Consider the following 18,009-nt stretch of genomic DNA (forward strand, 5'->3'; position numbering starts at 1 on the left):
GGACATGAGCACGCTTGAAACCGCGGAGCCTTCGAGCGTCCTGCGCGAGTTCGCGCGGCTCCGCGCACCCAAGATGCTGATTCAGGCCGTCGGGATCGCGCTCATTCCCGTGTTGTATGCGAGCGCGTTTCTCTGGGCGTTCTGGAACCCATACGGCCACCTGGACCGCCTGCCGGTCGCCGTGGTCAATGAGGACCAGGGGGCCTCATTCCACGGCCAGCAGCTGGACGCCGGGCGCCATCTCGTCGACACGCTGAAGAAGGACCACAGCCTCGGCTGGCGCTTTACGACGCCTGCGCAGGCGTCCGCCGGGATGAAAGACGGCGCGTATGCGATGGAGATCGTCATCCCGCGCGACTTTTCCCAGCGGGTGGTCGATCGCGCCGAGCACGCGAACGCCCCAGCGCCGGAACTCCAGAGCGTCACGAACGATCGCTACAACTACATCGCGGGCGTCATTGGCCGAAACGCGGCGGTGAAGCTCGCGTCGCAGACGGCGCTCGGCCTGGCTCAGTCGTACACGCAGTCGCTGGTGAATGCGCTCAGCGGTTCCCGCGAGGGGTTTGAGAAGGCCGCAAACGCCGCGGGCGAGATCGCTTCCGGCGCGCGCGAGTTGCAGCACAAGGGCGAAGCGCTGGTCACGGGGGCCTCACAGCTGTCGCAGGGGGCGGATCGGCTGGCGGGGGGCCTTCGGCAGGCGTCGACAGGCGCGAGCGCGCTGGAACAGGGCGCTTCCGCGGCGTTGACGGGCGCAGGCAGCCTGGACGAGGGGCTCGCGAAGGCCCATCAGGGCGCAAAGTCGCTCGCGGCAGGCGCATCCACGTGGGCGGCGAAGGCGGAGCAGTTTGGCGCCGCGGCAAAGGCGCTGGGTCAAGGCGCAAGCGGGGTCGGCCAGGGCGCCTCACAGCTCGCGGCGGGGGCGAGCGCCTTGACGTCGAATCTGGGCAAGTTGGCGACGGGCGCCGATGAGGTCGCTTCAGGTGCCGGATCGTTGGCTGCGAATATCTCGCAGTTCGCGCAGGCGGCCAATCAGACCGCGGCCGGATCGCAACAGGTCGCGGCGGGCGCCAAGCAGCTGGCCGATGCCATCGCGGCGTTGGCGCAGGCGAACCCGGCGCTCGCGGCTTCGCCCGCCTATCAGTCCCTCGTGGCGGCGAGCGCCAAGCTGGCGGCGGGCGCGTCGCAGACGGCGTCGGCCAACGGTCAACTGGCCGCGGGAGCCGCGGGGCTTTCGCAGGGTGCGTCGCAGCTCAAGACGGGCGCAGGCGCGCTGGCGAGCGGCCTGCACCAAGCGCAAACGGGCGCGGCGCCGCTGCAACAGGGCCTTCTGCAGCTTGCGCAGGGCGCAACGCGGGTGGCGCAGGGCGGCGCCAAGCTTCAGGCGGCCTCCGGCAGCCTGGCCGCGGGCGCCGAGCAAATCGCTGGGGGTGCAAGCCGCCTCGCGCAGGGTTTGAGCGCGGCGGAACAGGGCTCGGCGTCGCTTCACGGCGGACTGGCGCAGCTTCAGGCGGGCGCCGCCAAGTTGGCGGCGGGAAGCGATGCGCTCGCGGGCGGGGCGGCCTCGCTCTCGCAGGGTGGCGAGCGGCTCGCCCAGGGCCTCTCCGCGTATCAGGCGGGCGTTGGGAAGCTGGCGAGCGGGTCCGACGCTCTCGCTGACCACCTCGCCGGTGGCGCGAAGAAGCTTGACGCGCTGAATGGCAGCGCGATTCTGTCTGCCGTGGCTCACCCCGTCTCGCTGCACCAAGTGGAGCTCGGCGACATCCAGACGTACGGGAACGGCTTTGCCCCGTACTTCCTGTCGCTCGGGCTGTACGTCGGCGTCCTGATGATGAGCGTCATCTTCCCCTTCCGTCAGCCGTACGGCAGGCCGAAGAGCGCGGCCGGTTGGTTTTTGTCCAAGTGGCTGTTTGTCGTCGCTCTCGCATGGGCCCAGGCGCTCATCGCAGACGCCGTCGTGCTCGGGCTCATCGGTGTGCACACGAGCCATCCGCTTGCGTTCGTCTTGTTCTCGCTCTTTGCGAGCGCCGTCTTTGCGTCCATTCTGCTCGTCTTCGTGGCCGCGTTCGACAACCCCGGCCGCTTCTTGGGCATCGTGCTGCTCATCCTGCAGCTCACCTCGACCTCCGGGACCTACCCCGTGAGCCTGTCGCCGCCCTTCTTCCAGGCCGTGGGCCCCTGGCTGCCGATGTACGCGACCGTGAGCGGCTTCCGCTACCTCGTCGGTGGGGGCGATCCGTCCCTGATGGCCCGCGATGTCGCCCAACTGGCCGCGTACCTTCTGGCGTTTGTCGCCCTGGGTTGGCTCGCCTTTGCACAATTCTTGCGGCGCGAGCGGCGCGGCGAGCCCAAAACGGTGTAAACTGAAACCTAGAACTCCATCCGAGGCGCTCCCCCGCACGTGGCGGGAGCGCCTCCGTCTGTTGAGGTGGCCTTGCGCCCGGAGGCGTCCCCGCCTTTGCGGCTTGCGCAGGCCACGCCGAAGGAGGAAACCGGTCGCATGGAACAACAGCCCATGGCGCAACACCCCGAGTGGAGCGCGGAACAGGCGTACGTCGATCGCGTCGTGGCCGCCATGCGCGACAAACTCGCCGAGCTTCAAGGCACGATGCAAGGCGTTCGCGGCGAGATCGTCGAATTTCGCAGGCACTTCTGGGACGACGTGACCATCAACCTGAGCACGTTGGACGATCTCGTCGAGACCCACTTCGCCATTCGCCAGCAGGCGGAAGTGCTCGGCGAGCGGGAGCGGCGCTATCAGCAGGCCGTCAAGACGCAGCGCACGCTCGAGCGCCAGGTGTCTTCGCCGTTCTTCGCGCGGATCGACTTCCGCTACGAGGGCGAGCGCGAGGCGGAGCCCATCTACATCGGCATTGCGTCGTTCCGGGACGAGCGCGAACACACGTTCCTTGTGCACGACTGGCGCGCGCCCATCTCGAGCGTCTACTACGACGCGCTGCCCGGCCCCGCCTCGTTTCGCGCCCCGGCAGGGACGGTGCGCGGCGAGCTTTTGCTCAAGCGCCAGTTCGTCATCCGCGGCGGCGTGATCCAAGCCATGTTCGACGCGGGGCTCACCATCGGGGACGAGCTTCTGATGTACGCCCTCTCGCGCCGATCCGACGCGCAGATGCACAACATCGTGGCGACCATCCAGCGCCAGCAGAATGTCGTCATCCGCGATGACGAATCGCCAGCACTCCTCGTCACCGGTGCCGCCGGCAGCGGCAAGACGTCGGCCGCCCTGCAGCGCGCCGCTTACCTGCTCTACAAGCACCGGGGCGATCTCGACGCGCGCCAGATGCTCTTTTTCTCGCCCAATCCACTGTTCATGTCGTACATCTCGAACGTGCTGCCCGAGCTCGGCGAGGACAACATCGAGCAGGCGACGTTCTACGACTACCTGTGCGCAAGGCTCGGCGACGAGTTTGTCGTCGAGGACCCGTTTGACCAGATGGAGCGCCTGCTCGAGGCGGGCGAGGACAGCCGCATGGCCCGGGCTGTGCGCTACAAGGCGTCGAAGGCGTTTGCGGACGAGATCGACCGCTACGTCGCGGGCCTTGCGCCGAAGATGAGATTCCACCCGATTCTCGTGGAAGGCCGCGTGATCGCCACCGCGACCGACGTGAAGTCGATGTTTGACGCGACGGATCCCAGGCTTCGCCTGCCGCTTCGCGTCGATCTCGTCAAAGAGGAGCTCTTACATCGCCTGCGCGAGTTCGAGCGCGATGAGGCGCTCGCCGACTGGGTGCAGAAGGAGGTCGACGGGCTGCCGGACGAGGCGTACCGGCGCGCGGAGCGGATGGCCGCCAAGCGAAAGCGAGAGCGGCCGGATCTCGACGAGCAGGAGGAGGCGCGCAGGCTGCTCGGGCGCGAGGTGCTGCGGCGCATGCTTCGGCCCGTCCGGCGTTTCGTCGAGTCGCTCCGCTTTGTGGACACGGCGGCCATGTACCGCGCGTGGTTTGAGGCGGCCGCGAACCACCCACCCGCCGGCTTCGAGGCAGGCGACTGGGATCAGATGTGCCGCCAGACCCTCCGCGAGATGGACGAGGGCACGCTCTGGTACGAGGATGCCACGCCCTATTTGTACATGAAGGAACAAATCCTTGGCCGCGCGGTGAGCGCGCCCATCCGCCACGTGCTGGTGGACGAGGTGCAGGACTACTCCCTGCTCCAGCTGCGCCTCATCCGCAGCCTCTTCCCGTACAGCCGCATCACCATGCTTGGCGATCCGCACCAGCTCGTGTCGCCCCATCGCCCCGGCATCCTCGAGGACGACGAGCTCGCGCGCCTCTTTCCCGGTCTCACCCGGGTGCAGTTTGGGCAGAGCTACCGCTCGACGCGCCAAATCGTGCTGTTCACGCGCGGTATGGTGCAAGGCGGCGAAGCCATTGAGCCGTTCGATCGCGACGGCACACTGCCCAAGCTCGCCGTGGCGTCGAGTGAGGCGGAGCAGGCGGACGTGATCGCCCGCTGGCTCGGCGAATTTGCGGCGCGGGGCCACCAGACGAAAGCGGTGCTGACGAAGACGCAGGCCGAGGCGGATGGACTGGTGCGCTTGCTCGAAGAGCGCGGCGTGAAGCTTCGGCGCCTCGACAAGCGCGCCGTGAGCCTCGAGCCGGGCGTGGTGGTGGCGCCGGTCTACCTGGCCAAGGGCGTCGAGTTTGACGGCGTCATCCTGGCGAATGCGTCGCGGGCCCAGTATCACACGAACTTCGAGCGGCAGCTCCTCTACACGGCCTGCACGCGCGCGATGCACGAGCTGCGCATGGTCTCCGTGGGCGAGCCGAGCCCGTGGATCCTCGCGCAGCCCCAAGACACCTACGAGCGCGTGGACCCGGCGGAGGTGAGCTCGCGGTGAAGATTTATCTCTTCCGGCACGGCCAGACCGTGTACAACGCGGACGGCGAGCGGTTTTGCGGCACCTCCGACGTCGGCTTGACGGCGCTCGGCTGGCAGCAGGCCCGGCGCGCGGCTCGCCTCATCCGCGGGGTTCGGCCTGCGGCCATCGTCCATTCCGGCCTGCGCCGATCCCGCGAGACCGCCGTGGCCATCCGCGAGTCCCTGCCCGGCGCCGAGGACTGTCCCCTCGTGGCGCACCCGGGCTTTCGCGAGGTGGGCTTCGGCGCCTGGGAAGGGCTCACGCGGGCCGAGGTGAATCGGCTCTACCCCGACTTGTACGCCGAATGGCTCGTGCGCCCCGAGGGCGCGGCCATCCCGGGCGGGGACAACTTGGACGAGCGCCAGCAGGAGGCCGTCGACGCCTTCCTCGACGTGGTGTCGCGCTACAGCGGGGGCGATCTCGTCATCGTCGCCCACAACACGCTCAACCGCCTGCTGATCCTCGGCCTGATGGGGATCGAGGCCCGCCACTACCGGCGGATCGTCCAGGAGAACGCGTGTCTCAACATCCTTGAGTACAGCGAGGAGGAGGGCGTTCGGCTGCACGCGCTCAACCGCGTGCCTGTGGTCGACGAGTAGGCCTGGCCGGAATGGTTTGGCCGTCCGTTGTGGTAAGATACTTTCGGAGATTCGCGACGCTAGGAGGGGAAGACGTGATCGAACTATCCCTGGAAAAAGCGAGAAAATGGTTTACGGAAGAGCATGAGGCGCGGCTTGAGCCGCTGGCGCGGTTCGCGCTCGGCGAGCTGCACAACCGCGAGCGGGATGCGTTCGGGAAGGGCTGGATCGATTGGCCCGTGGCCGATCACAGCGCGCTGTACCGCGACGTGGACGCGATTGCGGCGGACTTTCGCGCGAAATCGAACGCGACGGTCGTGATCGGCATCGGCGGATCGTATCTGGGCGCGCAGTCGGCGCTCTCGATGGCCAAGCCGCAATTTACCGGCGAGGGCTCGCACGAGGTGATCTTCGCCGGGCAACAGCTGAGCCCGACGTACCACGCCCATTTGCTCCAATACTTGGACAAGCGCGAGGTCACGTTGGTCGTGGTGTCGAAGTCGGGGACGACGCTCGAGCCATCGGCGGTGTTTCACACGTTCCGCGAGTACCTCGAGAAACGATACGGCGTGGAGGAAGCGAATCGGCGCATCTGCGCCATTACGGACGCGGAGAAGGGAAGCCTGCGCCAGTTCGCGGATGAGCGCAAGTACGTGACGCTGCCGATCCCGGATGACATCGGCGGCAGGTATTCGGTCCTGACGGCGGTGGGGCTTTTGCCGATGGCGCTCGCCGGGATCGACTACAAGCGCGTGATGCAGGGCGCGGCGCACATGCGCGAGGAGCTTGCGAAGCATAGCCCGGCGACGAGCCCGGCCATTCAGTACGCGCTTGCGCGCCACGTTCTGTATCAGCAGGGTTTCGTGGCGGAGGCGCTCGTCACGTACGAGCCGCGCGTCGCGGATTTTGCGGGCTGGTGGCAGCAGCTTTTTGGCGAGAGCCAGGGCAAGGACGGCACGGGCCTCTTCCCGACGATGTTGCGCTACACGACGGATCTGCACTCGATGGGCCAGTACGTGCAGGACGCGCGCAAACTCCTCGTGGAGACGGTGCTCGACGTGCACTTCGCGGACGAGCCGGATCTGCGTGTGCCGCAGGGCCTCGACGAGAAGAACGCGTATTTGAACGGCGTTTCGTTCTCGCGGCTGCAGGAGGTGGCCGTGGAGTCGGTCATGGTGGCGCACAGCGAGGCGGGTGTGCCCAACCTTCTGATTCGGGCGAAGGGCGATGCGGAATCGCTGTACGGCGAGCTGGTCTACTTCTTTGAGGTTGCGTGCGCGGTCGGCGGCTACCTGATGGGGACGAATCCGTTTGACCAGCCGGGGGTCGAGGCGTACAAGAACGAAATGCGGTCGCGCTTGAAGGCGTAAGTGACAAGGAGAAGGGGCAACGGATGGAACAGAGGCTTGCGCTTGGCATTGACATTGGTGGCACGAACGTGAAACTGGCCATCGTGGACAGCGATGGCCGCGTGTTGGCGGACAAATCCATCCCCACGGCCCCTGAGCGGGGGCCGGAGGCCTTCTCCCGCACGGTCGGCGCAGAGGCTCGTGCCATGGCGGACGAGGCGGCCGTGGCTTGGGACTCCGTCGCGGGCGCGGGCGTGGGCATGGCTGGGTTTCTCGACGTGGCGCGCGGATGGGTGGAAGAGGCGGTCAACCTGCATTGGCGAGATGTTCCGCTAGCGGATCTGCTTCGGTCGTCGCTAGACAAACCTGTACGGGTCGACAATGACGCCAACGTCGCGGCCCTCGGCGAGGTGTGGCTCGGCGCGGGCCAACACGCGCACACGGCGCTGTGCGTCACGCTCGGCACCGGCGTGGGCGGCGGCATCGTCATCGGCGGGCGCATTCACCGCGGGGCTTCGACGATGGCGGGTGAAATCGGTCACATCATGGTGAAGAACGACGGCGAACTGTGCAACTGCGGGCATCGCGGCTGCCTGGAGACCCTCGCTTCAGCCACCGCCCTCGTGCGCCACGCCCTTCAGGCCGGGGTCAGGCGCCCCGATGGCGGGGAGTTGACCGCCAAGGACGTGTTCGCGCTCGCGGCCGCCGGCGACGAGGCTGCGAAAGCCGTGGTCGGCGAGATGATTCACTGGCTGGCCGTGGGGCTCGCCGTGGTCGCCAACATTTTAAATCCAGACGTCATCGTGGTGGCGGGAGGACTGGTCAACGCGGGGGATCAGCTGATGAAGCCGCTCTCCGAGGCGTTTGAACGGGAGGCGCTCGCGCGGGTGGCGCGCGCGTGCCGGCTGGTACCCGCGAAGCTCGGCGATCAGGCGGGCGTGCTCGGCGCGGCGCGGCTCGTCCTGCAGGATATCGAAAGCCTGTGAGGCAGGCGCCATCGTCCTGCCTCGCGGCTTGACCCACTTCGATTACTGGAGGAAGGCCTTGACGCGATCGTACACGTCTTCGGGCGAGAGGCCATCGGCGGAGATGACGGGGACCTGCTGGATGGCGCTCTGCATTCCCATGAGGTTCTTGTCGAGCCCGGTGATCACGACGGCGCCCACCGACGGCTCCATGTGGGACGACATGTCAACCACCTGGCAGCCCTGGCTTTGAAGATACTCCTTGACAGGCGTCAGACCAGGTTCCACAGCCACGGCTTTCACGACGCATCCCTCCTTGGGCGTTCGTTCACGGGCTAGTGTTTGAGGTCAGGTCGAAGAATATGCGGGCGGTGGAATGGGCCCGAGATGGAGGTAGGACCCAGATGGGGCACGTTCATATGGTGTTTGGCGTCGTCCTGATCCTTTTGGCGATCATTGCGACGATCTGGGAGCTGGCGACGCAGCGGGGCCTGCCGCGGGCACTGCGCGGCGTGGTCATCGGGCTCTTCGATCTTCAAATCCTCTTGGGCATCATCACGTGGTTGATTCGCAAACCGGGCTGGTCGTTTGTCCTGCACCCCATCATCATGATTGTGGCGGTCATTGTTCTGCACGTGTTGACGTCGCCCTCGGCGCCCCGCTCCAGGAGGCTGACGGGATGGGTCGTGGCGACGGTGTTATTCATCGTCGGGGCGGCCATTTATCGCGTGTGAGCATCGGCGGCGGGGCGGCGACGGTGGGAGGGGGATGGCCTGGCGGTGGACCCAATTCGCCGTGCGCCGCCGGCTGCGAGCGCTCAAACGGTAACAATCACCAGCAGACAATCGGTTCGGGCCTCTTGTAGAATCGAGAGAGAGTGGAGATTGTTCGCCGACAAGGGGCATGACGCATGGCCGACCGATTGCAACTTCAGATTCGGCACCCGGATCACGGGTTGACGGAACGCGAGCGCCAGCTCATCGTCTGTTTGGTTCAGCGCATCTGCGTGCACCATCTGCAGCGCAGGTGCGACCGCTCGGTGCACATCCGGCCAGCGAATGTGGATTCCATCCATCTTCTCGTGAACCAGGTGATTGAGGTGGATCCGAGCTTGGGGGAGGATGAGCGCAGCGAGATCTTGGGAGCCCTCGCGGACGACCTGAACCACACGCTCGCGCTGTGCGACATTCGCGGCGAGAACATCGTGCGCGTGCAATTGGCGTAGCGCGGCCGGATTTGGCGCTCAGACGATCGCTTGATACAATGCGGGATGGGGAGTGAGACGCATGAAGCTTCACATCTCGACGTTCCAGATGCCGGACGGCATGTACGTGGCGACGTGTGCGGAAATCCCGATGTGCCGGGCGCTGCGGCAAAACAAGGGCCATGCGGTGCAGGAGGTCAAGCAGCAGATTCGGCGCTTCCTCGCGGAGAGGCAGGCGGAGCATCGCCCGTTTCAGCCGGAACCGCTGATGGAATTTGAAGTGGAGATGCCGAATGAGCCTTGACGTCTAGGGTATCCTGTGTTATAGTCTAAAGCGTTCGCCGCGATGGCGAACGAAAACCGGATAGCGCGGGGTGGAGCAGTTGGCAGCTCGTCGGGCTCATAACCCGAAGGTCGCAGGTTCGAGTCCTGCCCCCGCAACCAGATGGAGCCGTGGTGTAGAGGCCTAACATGCCTGCCTGTCACGCAGGAGATCGCGGGTTCGAATCCCGTCGGCTCCGCCAAAGTCGATACGTACCGGTTCTTCGGAAAGGGCCGCCCGAGAGGGCGGCCCTTTCGTCGTGATCATGGGGCGGGGGTGGGAGGCGCGGCCGTGTGCGCCTGCCCCTCGCTTCATCCGTTGCGAGTCGCTCGCCGCCATCGCCCGCCTGGCCAGCCCGCGGCGTCGCCGAGGAGAACTGTGATGGCGGGAACCACCCAGGGGCGCACCACGAACGTGTCGAGGAGCACGCCGATGGCGGTGACGATGCCGAATTGGAGCAACACCTGAATGGGCAGCGACGCGAGCACGGCGAAGGTCCCGGCGAGAATCAGGCCAGCTGAGGTGATGACGCTCGCGGTGTCGGCCACGCCGCCCGCTGTCGCGCTCGTCAACGGCTCGTGCCGCCAACGCTCCCAGATGCGCGACATGACGAAGATGTTGTAATCCTCCCCTAACGCGACGAGGAACACGAACGCGTAGAGCGGGATGGCGCCTTGCATCGCCGGTTCGCCCAGCAGGCCACGGATGACGAGCCAACCGATGCCGAGCGCGGCGCCGTAACTGAGCACGATGGTCGCAAGCAGGTAGCAGGCTGCGACGATGGAGCGCAGGTAGGCGAAGAGCAGGAGGCCAATCGCGGCGAGCACGATGGGGATGACGACGCGCGTATCCCGCGCCGTGATGGCCTGCGTGTCCGCTTCGGAGGCGGTCTCACCGGCCGCCAGGACGCGAACGGGCGCTTGGCCGGCGATGTGGGCCGCGTTTGCCGCCTCGCGTTCCAGCGCGGGAATGGCATTCACGGCGGCCTGGCTGTACGGGTCGACGTTCAACAGGACCTGGACGAGCGACGCGTCCACCGCGCGATTTTCCTCCAGCTCGGTCGCTTGTTTCACGTCTGCCATGCGCGCCAAGGCCGCGCGCGCTTTCTCCGCGTCTCCGCCTTGAATGACCAGGTCCACGGGGGCGATGGCCCCGGGGCTGAAGTGGCGCGTCAACACCTGGTAGCCTTCGCGAGAAGGCATGTCAGCGGGGAAGGACGACAACAGGTCGTAGGTCGTCCGCGCGTGGGGGGCCACCAAGGCGAATGTGGCAAGCGCCACGGCGCCGGACAGTGCGACGGCAAGCGGGCGGCGCACGACGGATCGCCCCAACCAGCGCGAAATGCGCCCGGGCTCGCCGGCGCGGGCATCGTCCGGCGCAAAGCGCGGGATGACGGGCCAAAATGCAGCCCGGCCAAGGACGAGCAGCAGCGCAGGGATGAGGCTTGCGGCGACAAGCGCCATGACGATCACGCCGAGCGCAAACGGAATGGCGAACTCGTGGAACGACGGGTATCGGGCCGCCAAAAGCGCCAAAAGCGACAAAGCGACGGTCGCGCCGCTCATCAGGATGGCGCCTGTCGCGCCGGGGTAGGCGGCTCGCATGGCGTCGACCGGTTGTTCGTGACGGCGAAGTTCGGCCCGGTATCTTGCGATGAGGAACAGGCAGTAATCTGTGCCGGCTCCAAATAAAAGCACCGTGAGAATCGAGAGCGTCTGCGCATCGAAGGCGAGTCCGTACGCACGCGCCGCTTCGCCGAGCAACGCGCTCGTCACGGCGTACGCGACGCCGACACCCGCGAGCGGAATGAGGGCCAAAACGGGCGACCGGTATAACACGATCATCAGGCCGAGAACGAGGACGGTGGTCGCGCCAAGCAGGGCGAAGTCCGCGTGCTTAAACAGCTTGGTGGCGTCGACGGAAATGCCGGCTGGGCCTGTGATGTAGGCGTGCAGGCCGCGCGCCGCTTCGGATGCGTTCAGGACCTGTGCGCCGGCCGCCCGTTGAACAGCCTGCTCGATGCCACGGACGGCGGCGGCGATTTGATCTTGTGTGGCGGACCGAGCGAGCAGGATGGGCACGGCCAGGGCTTGGCCGTCCGGGGATGCAAAGGCGCGATCCGACGAGAGCGGCAGCAGGTCGAGGGGTGGCACGCTCTTCTCGGCGGTCACGGGGTGCGTGCGCAAGTCGCGCACGGTGCTGAGGATCACCTGCCAGTCCCGCGCGGTGAGCCCGGACGGATCGTACCAGACGAGAAAGGCTGGAACGCCTGCCCGATCCGGGAACCACGCCTGCACCTTGGCCGACGCAACCGCGCTGTTCGCCGATGCGGGGAGCGCCTGCGCCTGATTCTTTTCCTCGTGGGATGCGGCGGGAAACGCGGACACGAGGAGCCCGGCGACGAGAAGCCAGAAACCCAGGACGCTTGCGCGCCCGAGCTTGCTGAAGAAGAACGCGAGGAAACGTTGTGCAAGGGATGTTGGGGCCAACACCTTTCCCTCCTCTGATGAGATCGCATAAATTATATATACCAGAAGGTTAATATTAAAGCCACCGATGTCGTGCTTTGCAGTGGGCGGGCAACTCCGGTACCATCGAAGGCGATGCAGCACAAGAAGGTGAGCGTATGCCAAACGCGCGATCGCGGCGCCCCGGCCGGCCTCCGCTGGTGGAGGTGGACGAGCCGACGGCGGACAAGATCCTTCGCACCGCCGCCCAGTGCTTTATGGAGGACGGCTTCGCGGCCGTCTCCATGGACCAAGTCGCGGCGCGGGCGGGCGTGACGAAGGCTGTCGTGTACTACTACTATCGATCCAAGACCGCCCTGTTTCACCAGGCGATGCTCTACGTGATGCGCGTGTCCCGCGAGCGCACGCAGGCCATCCTGCGCGAACCCGGGCCACTGTACGATCGGCTGCTGAAGCTCGCCCGCACGAGGCTTCGCATCGAGGCGACGCTCGACATGAATCACATCATGCGCGGCAGCCAGGCGGTTCTTCAGGTGGAGCAGCAGAGAGAACTGCGCCAGGCGGAAGAGAACCTCATTCGAGATATCGCAAATGCGCTTCAGACCGAGATGGACGAAGGGCGGCTGCGCCCTTTGGACCCCGCGTTTGCCGCGCGCGCTTACCTCGCGGCGCTCGCGATGGCACAACTCGAGATTGAACGGCGCGGCGGCGGCGAGGACGCCATCGAATCCGTCGCGGCCGAACTCGTGGATCTGCTGTGGCGGGGCATGGAACCGCGTTGAGCTCCTGGAACCCAATCTAGGCCCTGGCCCATCTTTCCCGATCCGGGCGAACGTCTAAGCTCTCGGGCGCCTTTCCACATACCGTATAGCGAACGCTCGCAGAGAAGGAGGATGAGGTTCATGTACGGTGTGTTTGGTGGGTATACCCGTTGGGCGGTCGTGTTTCTGATCATCTTCGTGCTGTTCTTCCTGTTCGTCCCGGCTGCGCCGGTTGCGACGGCGTCCTGCTGACGAGCGGCCCGTCGAGGTGGCGGCTTGGCCGGGCCGCCACCTTTTCCGGTTTTGGGGCGATCCCGGCCGACAGCACTCGTCGAAGCAAAAGGCGGCCACATGGGCCGCCGCATTCGCCGCGATCACGCTTTTTGGAACGCTGGGTCTTCGAAGGGATGCGCCACCCATCCAGCCGGATCAATGAACAGCCGGACGGCCACCACTTTGCGCTCGTCGGTCAGCGTGAAGAAGTGCGGGTTGCCTTCTGGAACCGAGATCACGTCTCCGGCGCTCAGCACGACGTCGAAATAGCCGCCGTCCTTGCCCTTGATAATGAAGATGCCGCTGCCCGACACGATGGCGCGCACCTCGTCCTCGGTGTGCGTATGCACCTGCTCAAACTTTTTCAGCAGCTCGTCGAGGTTGGGCGTCGATTCCGAGAGCGAGATGACGTCCCACTTCACATATCCCCGCTTGCGGGACAGGTCCTGAATCTCCTCGTCGAGCGCCCGGAGAATCTCGTCCTTTTCCGCGTCCGACAGGTCAAACTTGCCCTTCAGCGCCTCGGGAAGCCTCTGGTCGACATCCCAGTGATCATAATAGACCTCGTTTTGGTTCAGAAACGCCCGAACCTCGTCTTCACCGCGAATTTCTTCACCCGTGTTTCGAATGCGTACGTAGGCCACCACGCCGACCTCCCCGTGTTTGCATGCATGCGTGCGGGCACCTTGCCGCTTGGTCTATATCGTAGAATCCCGCTCTGGATTTGTCCATAGATATATCCACAGTTTCATCCCCAGTATCCACAGCCCCTTGTGGAAAACCGCGTGTGACGCGCGATCCCGGTTGTGTATAATGGCGGTTGGATTGTCCACTGGATGTGGATAGATCGATGATGCGGAACCCTTGTGACATCGGCTGGGAAACGGAGTGGCAGAGATGGACCATGGATATCGTGGGTCGAGCGATGTGGTGGCCACCTATCGCTTGCGGGAGCGAAAGGACAAACTGGAGGCGAGGGCGGAGGGCATCGCCGTCGGGCTGACCATCGGCACATGGACGGATCTCCCCGCCGCGCGCAAATCGGAAGTGGCGAAGCACTGCGGCCGCGTGGAGGGCATCCGCGTGCTGGAGGAGGCGGCACTGGGCGAGGTCGTGGCCGAGATCGACATCGCGTACCCCGTGGCGAACCTGAACGGCACGTTTGCGTCGCTCCTCGTCACGGTGTTTGGCAAGCTGTCGATGGACGGCGAGATCCGCCTCGAGCGGCTTCAGCTGCCGGACGAGCTCGTGCGCCAGTTCCCCGGGCCCAAATTCGGCGTGCAAGGCGTGCGAGATCGGCTTGGAGCCCACAACCGCCCGCTCGTCATGAGCATCTTCAAGGCCTGCGCCGGTCTGACCCTGGAGGAGCTCGTCGAAGCGTTTGCGGAGCAGGCCGAGGGCGGCGTCGATCTCGTCAAGGACGACGAAATCTTCTTCACGGAAGCGTACGCCACGCCAGAGGAGCGCGTCCGCGCGTACGCGGCGAAGGCGGACGAGATCGCAGAGCGCACCGGCCGGAAGACCGCGTACGCCGTCAACCTCACCGGCCCCGTGCACAGCCTGCGCGATCGCGCCCGCCGGTTGGCGGAGCAGGGCGCGGGGGCGCTCCTCGTCAACGTTGTGGCGTACGGCTACGACGTGGTGGCCGATCTCGCCCGCGACGCCGAGGTCCACGTGCCCATCCTGGCGCACCCGGCGGTGTCGGGCGCGCTCTATGGATCGCCCAACTACGGCATCGCGGCGGACATCGTGCTGGGACAGCTCATGCGGCTCGCCGGTGCGGACATCGGCATCTTTCCGTCGATGTACGGCAGCGTGACGCTCGGGCAAGCGGCCACAGAGCGGCTTCTCGCGCATCTGCGGGCGGACGGGCCGCACAAGCCCGTGCTTCCCGCGCCGTCCGCCGGCATCTACCCAGGGCTTGTGCCCCGCCTGTACCAGGACTTGGGCGTCGATCTCGTCCTGAACGCCGGCGGCGGCATCCACGGCCATCCGGGCGGCGCGCGCATGGGCGGCCGCGCGTTCTTCGACGCCATCTGGGCCGTCGAACGCGGCCTACCGCTCGCCGAGGCCGCGAAGGACCGCCCCGCCCTCCGCCAGGCGCTCGAGAAGTGGGGGATGCCCTCGTGACGGTGCGCGTGGTCTGCGACTTTGACGGCACCATCTCCGAGCGGGACATGATTGTGAGCATCATGCGCCACTTCGCGCCGGAAGCCAGCGAGCCCATCATCCAGGCCGTGCGGGCAGGCGAGCGATCCGTCAAGGACGGCGTCGAGGCCATGTTTGCCCTCATTCCGTCCGAGAAGTACCCCGACGTGGTGGCCTATGCCCAGGAGGCGACGATCGTCCGCCGCGGTTTTCCACAGTTTATCCACACCTGTGCACAACTCGGGTGGAAGGTCGCGATCGTCAGCGGCGGATTCGACTTTTTCGTGGAACCGGTTATCCACAATCTATCCACAGCGCCGGTGGATATCTACTGCAATCGCATCGACGCCAGCGGCCCGCGCCTGCGCGTCGTGTGGTCGAAGCCCTGCGACGAGGCTTGCGATGGCGGCTGCGGTCTGTGTAAGCCGCGCGTCATCCGCGAGATGGTCGAGCCGGGCGATCCCGTCATCGCCATTGGCGACGGGGTGACCGACGTGAAAGCGGCGAAGATGGCCGACTTCGTCTTTGCGCGAAGCGATCTCCTTCGCTTGGTGCGCGAGCTCGGGCTGCCCCACCTGCCGTTTGAGACGTTTGACGACATCACGGCCGCGATTTTGGACAAGAGGAGCGAAGTGTATGCCCACCTATGATGAGGCGCGGACGCGCGTGATCGAGCTGGCCCAGTTCGCGGCGAGCCGCGGCTGGCTGCCGGCCACGAGCGGCAACCTGTCGGTTCGCGTGAGCCATACGCCCCTCACCTTTGCCATCACGCGGAGCGGCGCGGACAAAGCGCGGCTTCGCCCGGAGGACGTCTTGCTGCTCGATGCCGATATGCGGGTGCAGGGCGAGGGACCCTACAAGCCGTCCGCGGAGACGACGGTGCACGTCGCGCTGTACCAGAAGTTCGACTGTGGCAGCATCGTGCACGTGCACACCGTGTACAACAACCTCGCGAGCGAGCTGTACGCCGATCGTGGCTTCGTCGAGATCCGGGGGCATGAGCTCGTGAAGGCGCTTGGTCACTGGGAGGAAGACGCCGTGGTGCGCATCCCGATCGTGCCGAACTGGGCGGACTTAAAGCGGCTGGGATGGGCCGTGGCGGAGGCGGCACAGGCGGACGTCCCGGCGGTGCTGGTGCGCGCGCACGGCGTCTACGCGTGGGGCGACACGCCGGACGATGCGCGAAGGCATCTGGAGGCGGTCGAGTTCTTGTGCGAATACGCGTACAAGCTTCATCTTGCCCGCGCCGGATCGCCTATGATCGGATGACGGCGCGTCTCCAGCTCGGCGCACGCCGCGTTCCCGCGCGGGATGGCCCGCGCGGCCCGCATAGCTTGGGGCGCTGAGGCGCACGCTATCCGGTGAAAGCGGGGTGGAGCGCCGTGGGTCCTGAGTTCGTGTCGTGGTTTCAGGATCTCGACTCCGAAACCATCATGTGGATGATCATCCTTTCCATCATGCTCATCCTCGTCGGGAGCGGCCTGTTGTACTGGGATCACGTCATGCGGCGGCACGACGAACCCGTGCATCCGCTGGACTCTCCCGGCGAAAGACGCTAGCGGATGGAGCGTGGCCATGGCCCGAGTCGGGTCCCAAGGGGATCCGGCTTGGGCCTCTTTGTTCTGGCGTCTGGTGAGCCAAGGCATCTCGAGGATCAATTGACAATTAGAAAATTTACGGGTAAAGTGAGATATCATCGATTTTTGGCGGAAATGGGAGACGAATAGCCCGGCGTGTCCCAGATGGGTCGAAACGTTCAAAAGCTTTCGATGGGAGGATTTCTGTGAGACACGTGAACCGATGGACCGTTGCCCTAGGGCTCGCGGGAAGCGCCGTGTACCTGGCTGGGTGTGGTACGGCGGCACAACCGCACGGCCCGTCAGGACAGGCCGCCCAAGGCGCAGCTTCCGCCCAGACTGCGGCCGTGCCTCTGAAGCGCGAGGCCGTGAACTTTGCCTTTCCCGCGGACGCGTACAGCCCTGCCGCCGGCTTTCTCTGCCCGACGCCTGGCGTCCATGTGCCCGGGGGGCCCAAGGCCGGATCGTACGAGCTGGGGCGCATCTGGGCGACGGCCCTTCACGCCTATCTGCCGCAGCCCAACCCGGCGCCTTACCGGGAGACGTACGACGAACAGGCGAGTGGCAACTGGATTGCGTGGCAGGATGTCACCATGGATATGTCGGATGGCCAAACGCGGGTGGACGTGTACAACACGCAAACGCGCCGAGCCTCTGAAGTGTGGCGCGCATCGCCCGCGACTGGCGTGCTCTTGAAGATGCAGCTCGTGGGAGACCATCTGTACGAGCTGACGCAGAAGGTGGAAGGATCCGGGGCCCAGGCGGCGCTTGAAACGACGCTCTATGAGCGAAATCTGGCTTCCGGCGCGAGTTCCACCGTGATGCGTCGGACGGGGCAAGGGAGAAGCCAGGTCATCTCGGACTTCGCCGTCGACGGCTCGCAGGTTGCGCTGGTGCTCGAGCGAGCGCAGGACGTGCTCCGTGTGGCGCAGAACATCCCGTTTACCGTCCAAATCGTGAACTTGGCGGATGGTCACGCGACAACGGTTGCACAGGGGTCGAACGAGAACCCGACGACGCTGCACGCGGCGGATGGCGTGATCGCCTGGTCGTCCAACGCGGGTGGCGTCGAGGCGTATGACGAGGAAAAAGGAAAGTTGTGGAACGTGACCTCCGTGCCGTCGTACGTGGCGGTGGGTGGGCACGAAGTGTGGTGGCACGCCATCAACTCGCAGGCGTACGGCGGTTTGGACGTGCGCACGGGCGCGCGGCTGCGCTTTGCGCAGGCGGTGAAGCCGGTGGGCATTGCCATCTCGAACGGGGTCGGCATTGTGAACACCGAGCGCGACACCTACACGTTCACGCCCGGCGCCTGAGACGTTTCGCCTGCGGCAAACGCGCGAGCGCGGGCCGAGAGCGCGGGCCGAGTCATCGATCTCGGCCCGTTCGCGCGTCGTGCCTGCGCACGCGGATGTCAACCACGGCCCACGCAGCGGCGATGCCGACGACAAACGCCAATCCCCAAAGCCAGTCGGGCACCACGGTGAC

Annotated in this window: 17 protein-coding genes and 2 tRNA genes; 16 read left to right on the forward strand and 3 right to left on the reverse strand. The window is 65.9% G+C overall.

Annotation, left to right across the window (positions count from 1 at the left end):
• Positions 1–4 precede the first annotated feature (4 nt).
• The 5 genes from BW934_RS07225 (at position 5) to BW934_RS07245 (ending at position 7,789) form a co-directional block, all read left to right on the forward strand.
• Positions 5–2,359: a YhgE/Pip family protein gene (locus BW934_RS07225; RefSeq protein WP_076346591.1), complete on the forward strand. Its 2,355-nt coding sequence runs from the start codon at positions 5–7 to the stop codon at positions 2,357–2,359.
• A gap of 138 nt (positions 2,360–2,497) precedes the next feature.
• Positions 2,498–4,855: an RNA polymerase recycling motor HelD gene (helD, locus tag BW934_RS07230; protein ID WP_076346826.1), complete on the forward strand. Its 2,358-nt coding sequence runs from the start codon at positions 2,498–2,500 to the stop codon at positions 4,853–4,855.
• A complete protein-coding gene (locus BW934_RS07235; protein WP_076346593.1) occupies positions 4,852–5,475 on the forward strand; it encodes a histidine phosphatase family protein in 624 nt (207 codons plus the stop codon). The genes helD and BW934_RS07235 overlap by 4 nt, the downstream gene beginning before the upstream one ends.
• A gap of 74 nt (positions 5,476–5,549) precedes the next feature.
• Positions 5,550–6,824, forward strand: a complete 1,275-nt coding sequence (locus BW934_RS07240) for a glucose-6-phosphate isomerase (protein ID WP_076346595.1) — start codon at positions 5,550–5,552, stop codon at positions 6,822–6,824.
• 23 nt (positions 6,825–6,847) lie between these two features.
• Positions 6,848–7,789: an ROK family protein gene (locus tag BW934_RS07245; protein ID WP_076346597.1), complete on the forward strand. Its 942-nt coding sequence runs from the start codon at positions 6,848–6,850 to the stop codon at positions 7,787–7,789.
• A gap of 42 nt (positions 7,790–7,831) precedes the next feature.
• Here the strand turns inward: BW934_RS07245 and BW934_RS07250 are convergent, their stop codons facing one another.
• A complete protein-coding gene (locus tag BW934_RS07250; protein WP_076346599.1) occupies positions 7,832–8,071 on the reverse strand; it encodes a YkuS family protein in 240 nt (79 codons plus the stop codon).
• 101 nt (positions 8,072–8,172) lie between these two features.
• Here BW934_RS07250 and BW934_RS07255 point away from each other — a divergent pair, with 101 nt between their 5' ends.
• The 5 genes from BW934_RS07255 (at position 8,173) to BW934_RS07275 (ending at position 9,496) form a co-directional block, all read left to right on the forward strand.
• Positions 8,173–8,502, forward strand: coding sequence for a hypothetical protein (locus BW934_RS07255; RefSeq protein WP_076346601.1), 330 nt, complete (start codon positions 8,173–8,175; stop codon positions 8,500–8,502).
• A gap of 176 nt (positions 8,503–8,678) precedes the next feature.
• Positions 8,679–8,993 (forward strand): hypothetical protein, encoded by a 315-nt coding sequence (locus BW934_RS07260; protein ID WP_076346603.1) that lies wholly within the window; start codon positions 8,679–8,681, stop codon positions 8,991–8,993.
• A gap of 61 nt (positions 8,994–9,054) precedes the next feature.
• Positions 9,055–9,276, forward strand: a complete 222-nt coding sequence (locus tag BW934_RS07265; protein WP_076346605.1) for a hypothetical protein — start codon at positions 9,055–9,057, stop codon at positions 9,274–9,276.
• A gap of 64 nt (positions 9,277–9,340) precedes the next feature.
• A tRNA-Met gene (locus tag BW934_RS07270) sits at positions 9,341–9,416 on the forward strand.
• 3 nt (positions 9,417–9,419) lie between these two features.
• Positions 9,420–9,496: transfer RNA gene (locus BW934_RS07275), tRNA-Asp, on the forward strand.
• 109 nt (positions 9,497–9,605) lie between these two features.
• Here BW934_RS07275 and BW934_RS07280 read toward each other — a convergent pair.
• The gene (locus BW934_RS07280) at positions 9,606–11,783 is read right to left on the reverse strand and encodes an MMPL family transporter (RefSeq protein ID WP_143232568.1); all 2,178 of its coding nucleotides are present in this window, start codon (positions 11,781–11,783) and stop codon (positions 9,606–9,608) included.
• Between the two features lie 137 nt (positions 11,784–11,920).
• Between BW934_RS07280 and BW934_RS07285 the strand changes: the two genes are divergently transcribed.
• On the forward strand, positions 11,921–12,544 hold the full coding sequence (locus BW934_RS07285; RefSeq protein ID WP_076346609.1) for a TetR/AcrR family transcriptional regulator: 624 nt from the start codon (positions 11,921–11,923) through the stop codon (positions 12,542–12,544).
• A 353-nt stretch (positions 12,545–12,897) separates the two neighbouring features.
• Here BW934_RS07285 and BW934_RS07290 read toward each other — a convergent pair whose 3' ends face one another.
• On the reverse strand, positions 12,898–13,440 hold the full coding sequence (locus BW934_RS07290) for a 1,2-dihydroxy-3-keto-5-methylthiopentene dioxygenase (protein WP_076346828.1): 543 nt from the start codon (positions 13,438–13,440) through the stop codon (positions 12,898–12,900).
• Between the two features lie 253 nt (positions 13,441–13,693).
• On the opposite strand from BW934_RS07290, the gene BW934_RS07295 reads away from it, so the two are divergent.
• The 5 genes from BW934_RS07295 to BW934_RS07315 all read left to right on the forward strand — a co-directional run bounded on the left by BW934_RS07295 (position 13,694) and on the right by BW934_RS07315 (position 17,837).
• The gene (locus BW934_RS07295; protein ID WP_076346611.1) at positions 13,694–14,926 is read left to right on the forward strand and encodes a 2,3-diketo-5-methylthiopentyl-1-phosphate enolase; all 1,233 of its coding nucleotides are present in this window, start codon (positions 13,694–13,696) and stop codon (positions 14,924–14,926) included.
• Positions 14,923–15,594: an MtnX-like HAD-IB family phosphatase gene (locus BW934_RS07300; RefSeq protein ID WP_076346830.1), complete on the forward strand. Its 672-nt coding sequence runs from the start codon at positions 14,923–14,925 to the stop codon at positions 15,592–15,594. The genes BW934_RS07295 and BW934_RS07300 overlap by 4 nt, the downstream gene beginning before the upstream one ends.
• Positions 15,581–16,213: a methylthioribulose 1-phosphate dehydratase gene (mtnB, locus tag BW934_RS07305; protein ID WP_076346613.1), complete on the forward strand. Its 633-nt coding sequence runs from the start codon at positions 15,581–15,583 to the stop codon at positions 16,211–16,213. Before BW934_RS07300 ends, mtnB begins: the two co-directional genes overlap by 14 nt.
• A 113-nt stretch (positions 16,214–16,326) precedes the next feature.
• The gene (locus BW934_RS15075) at positions 16,327–16,503 is read left to right on the forward strand and encodes a hypothetical protein (protein ID WP_200805731.1); all 177 of its coding nucleotides are present in this window, start codon (positions 16,327–16,329) and stop codon (positions 16,501–16,503) included.
• 224 nt (positions 16,504–16,727) lie between these two features.
• The gene (locus BW934_RS07315; RefSeq protein WP_143232570.1) at positions 16,728–17,837 is read left to right on the forward strand and encodes a hypothetical protein; all 1,110 of its coding nucleotides are present in this window, start codon (positions 16,728–16,730) and stop codon (positions 17,835–17,837) included.
• Positions 17,838–18,009: the final 172 nt, after the last annotated feature.

The organism is Alicyclobacillus vulcanalis (genome assembly GCF_900156755.1).
Taxonomy (GTDB): Bacteria; Bacillota; Bacilli; order Alicyclobacillales; family Alicyclobacillaceae; genus Alicyclobacillus; species Alicyclobacillus vulcanalis.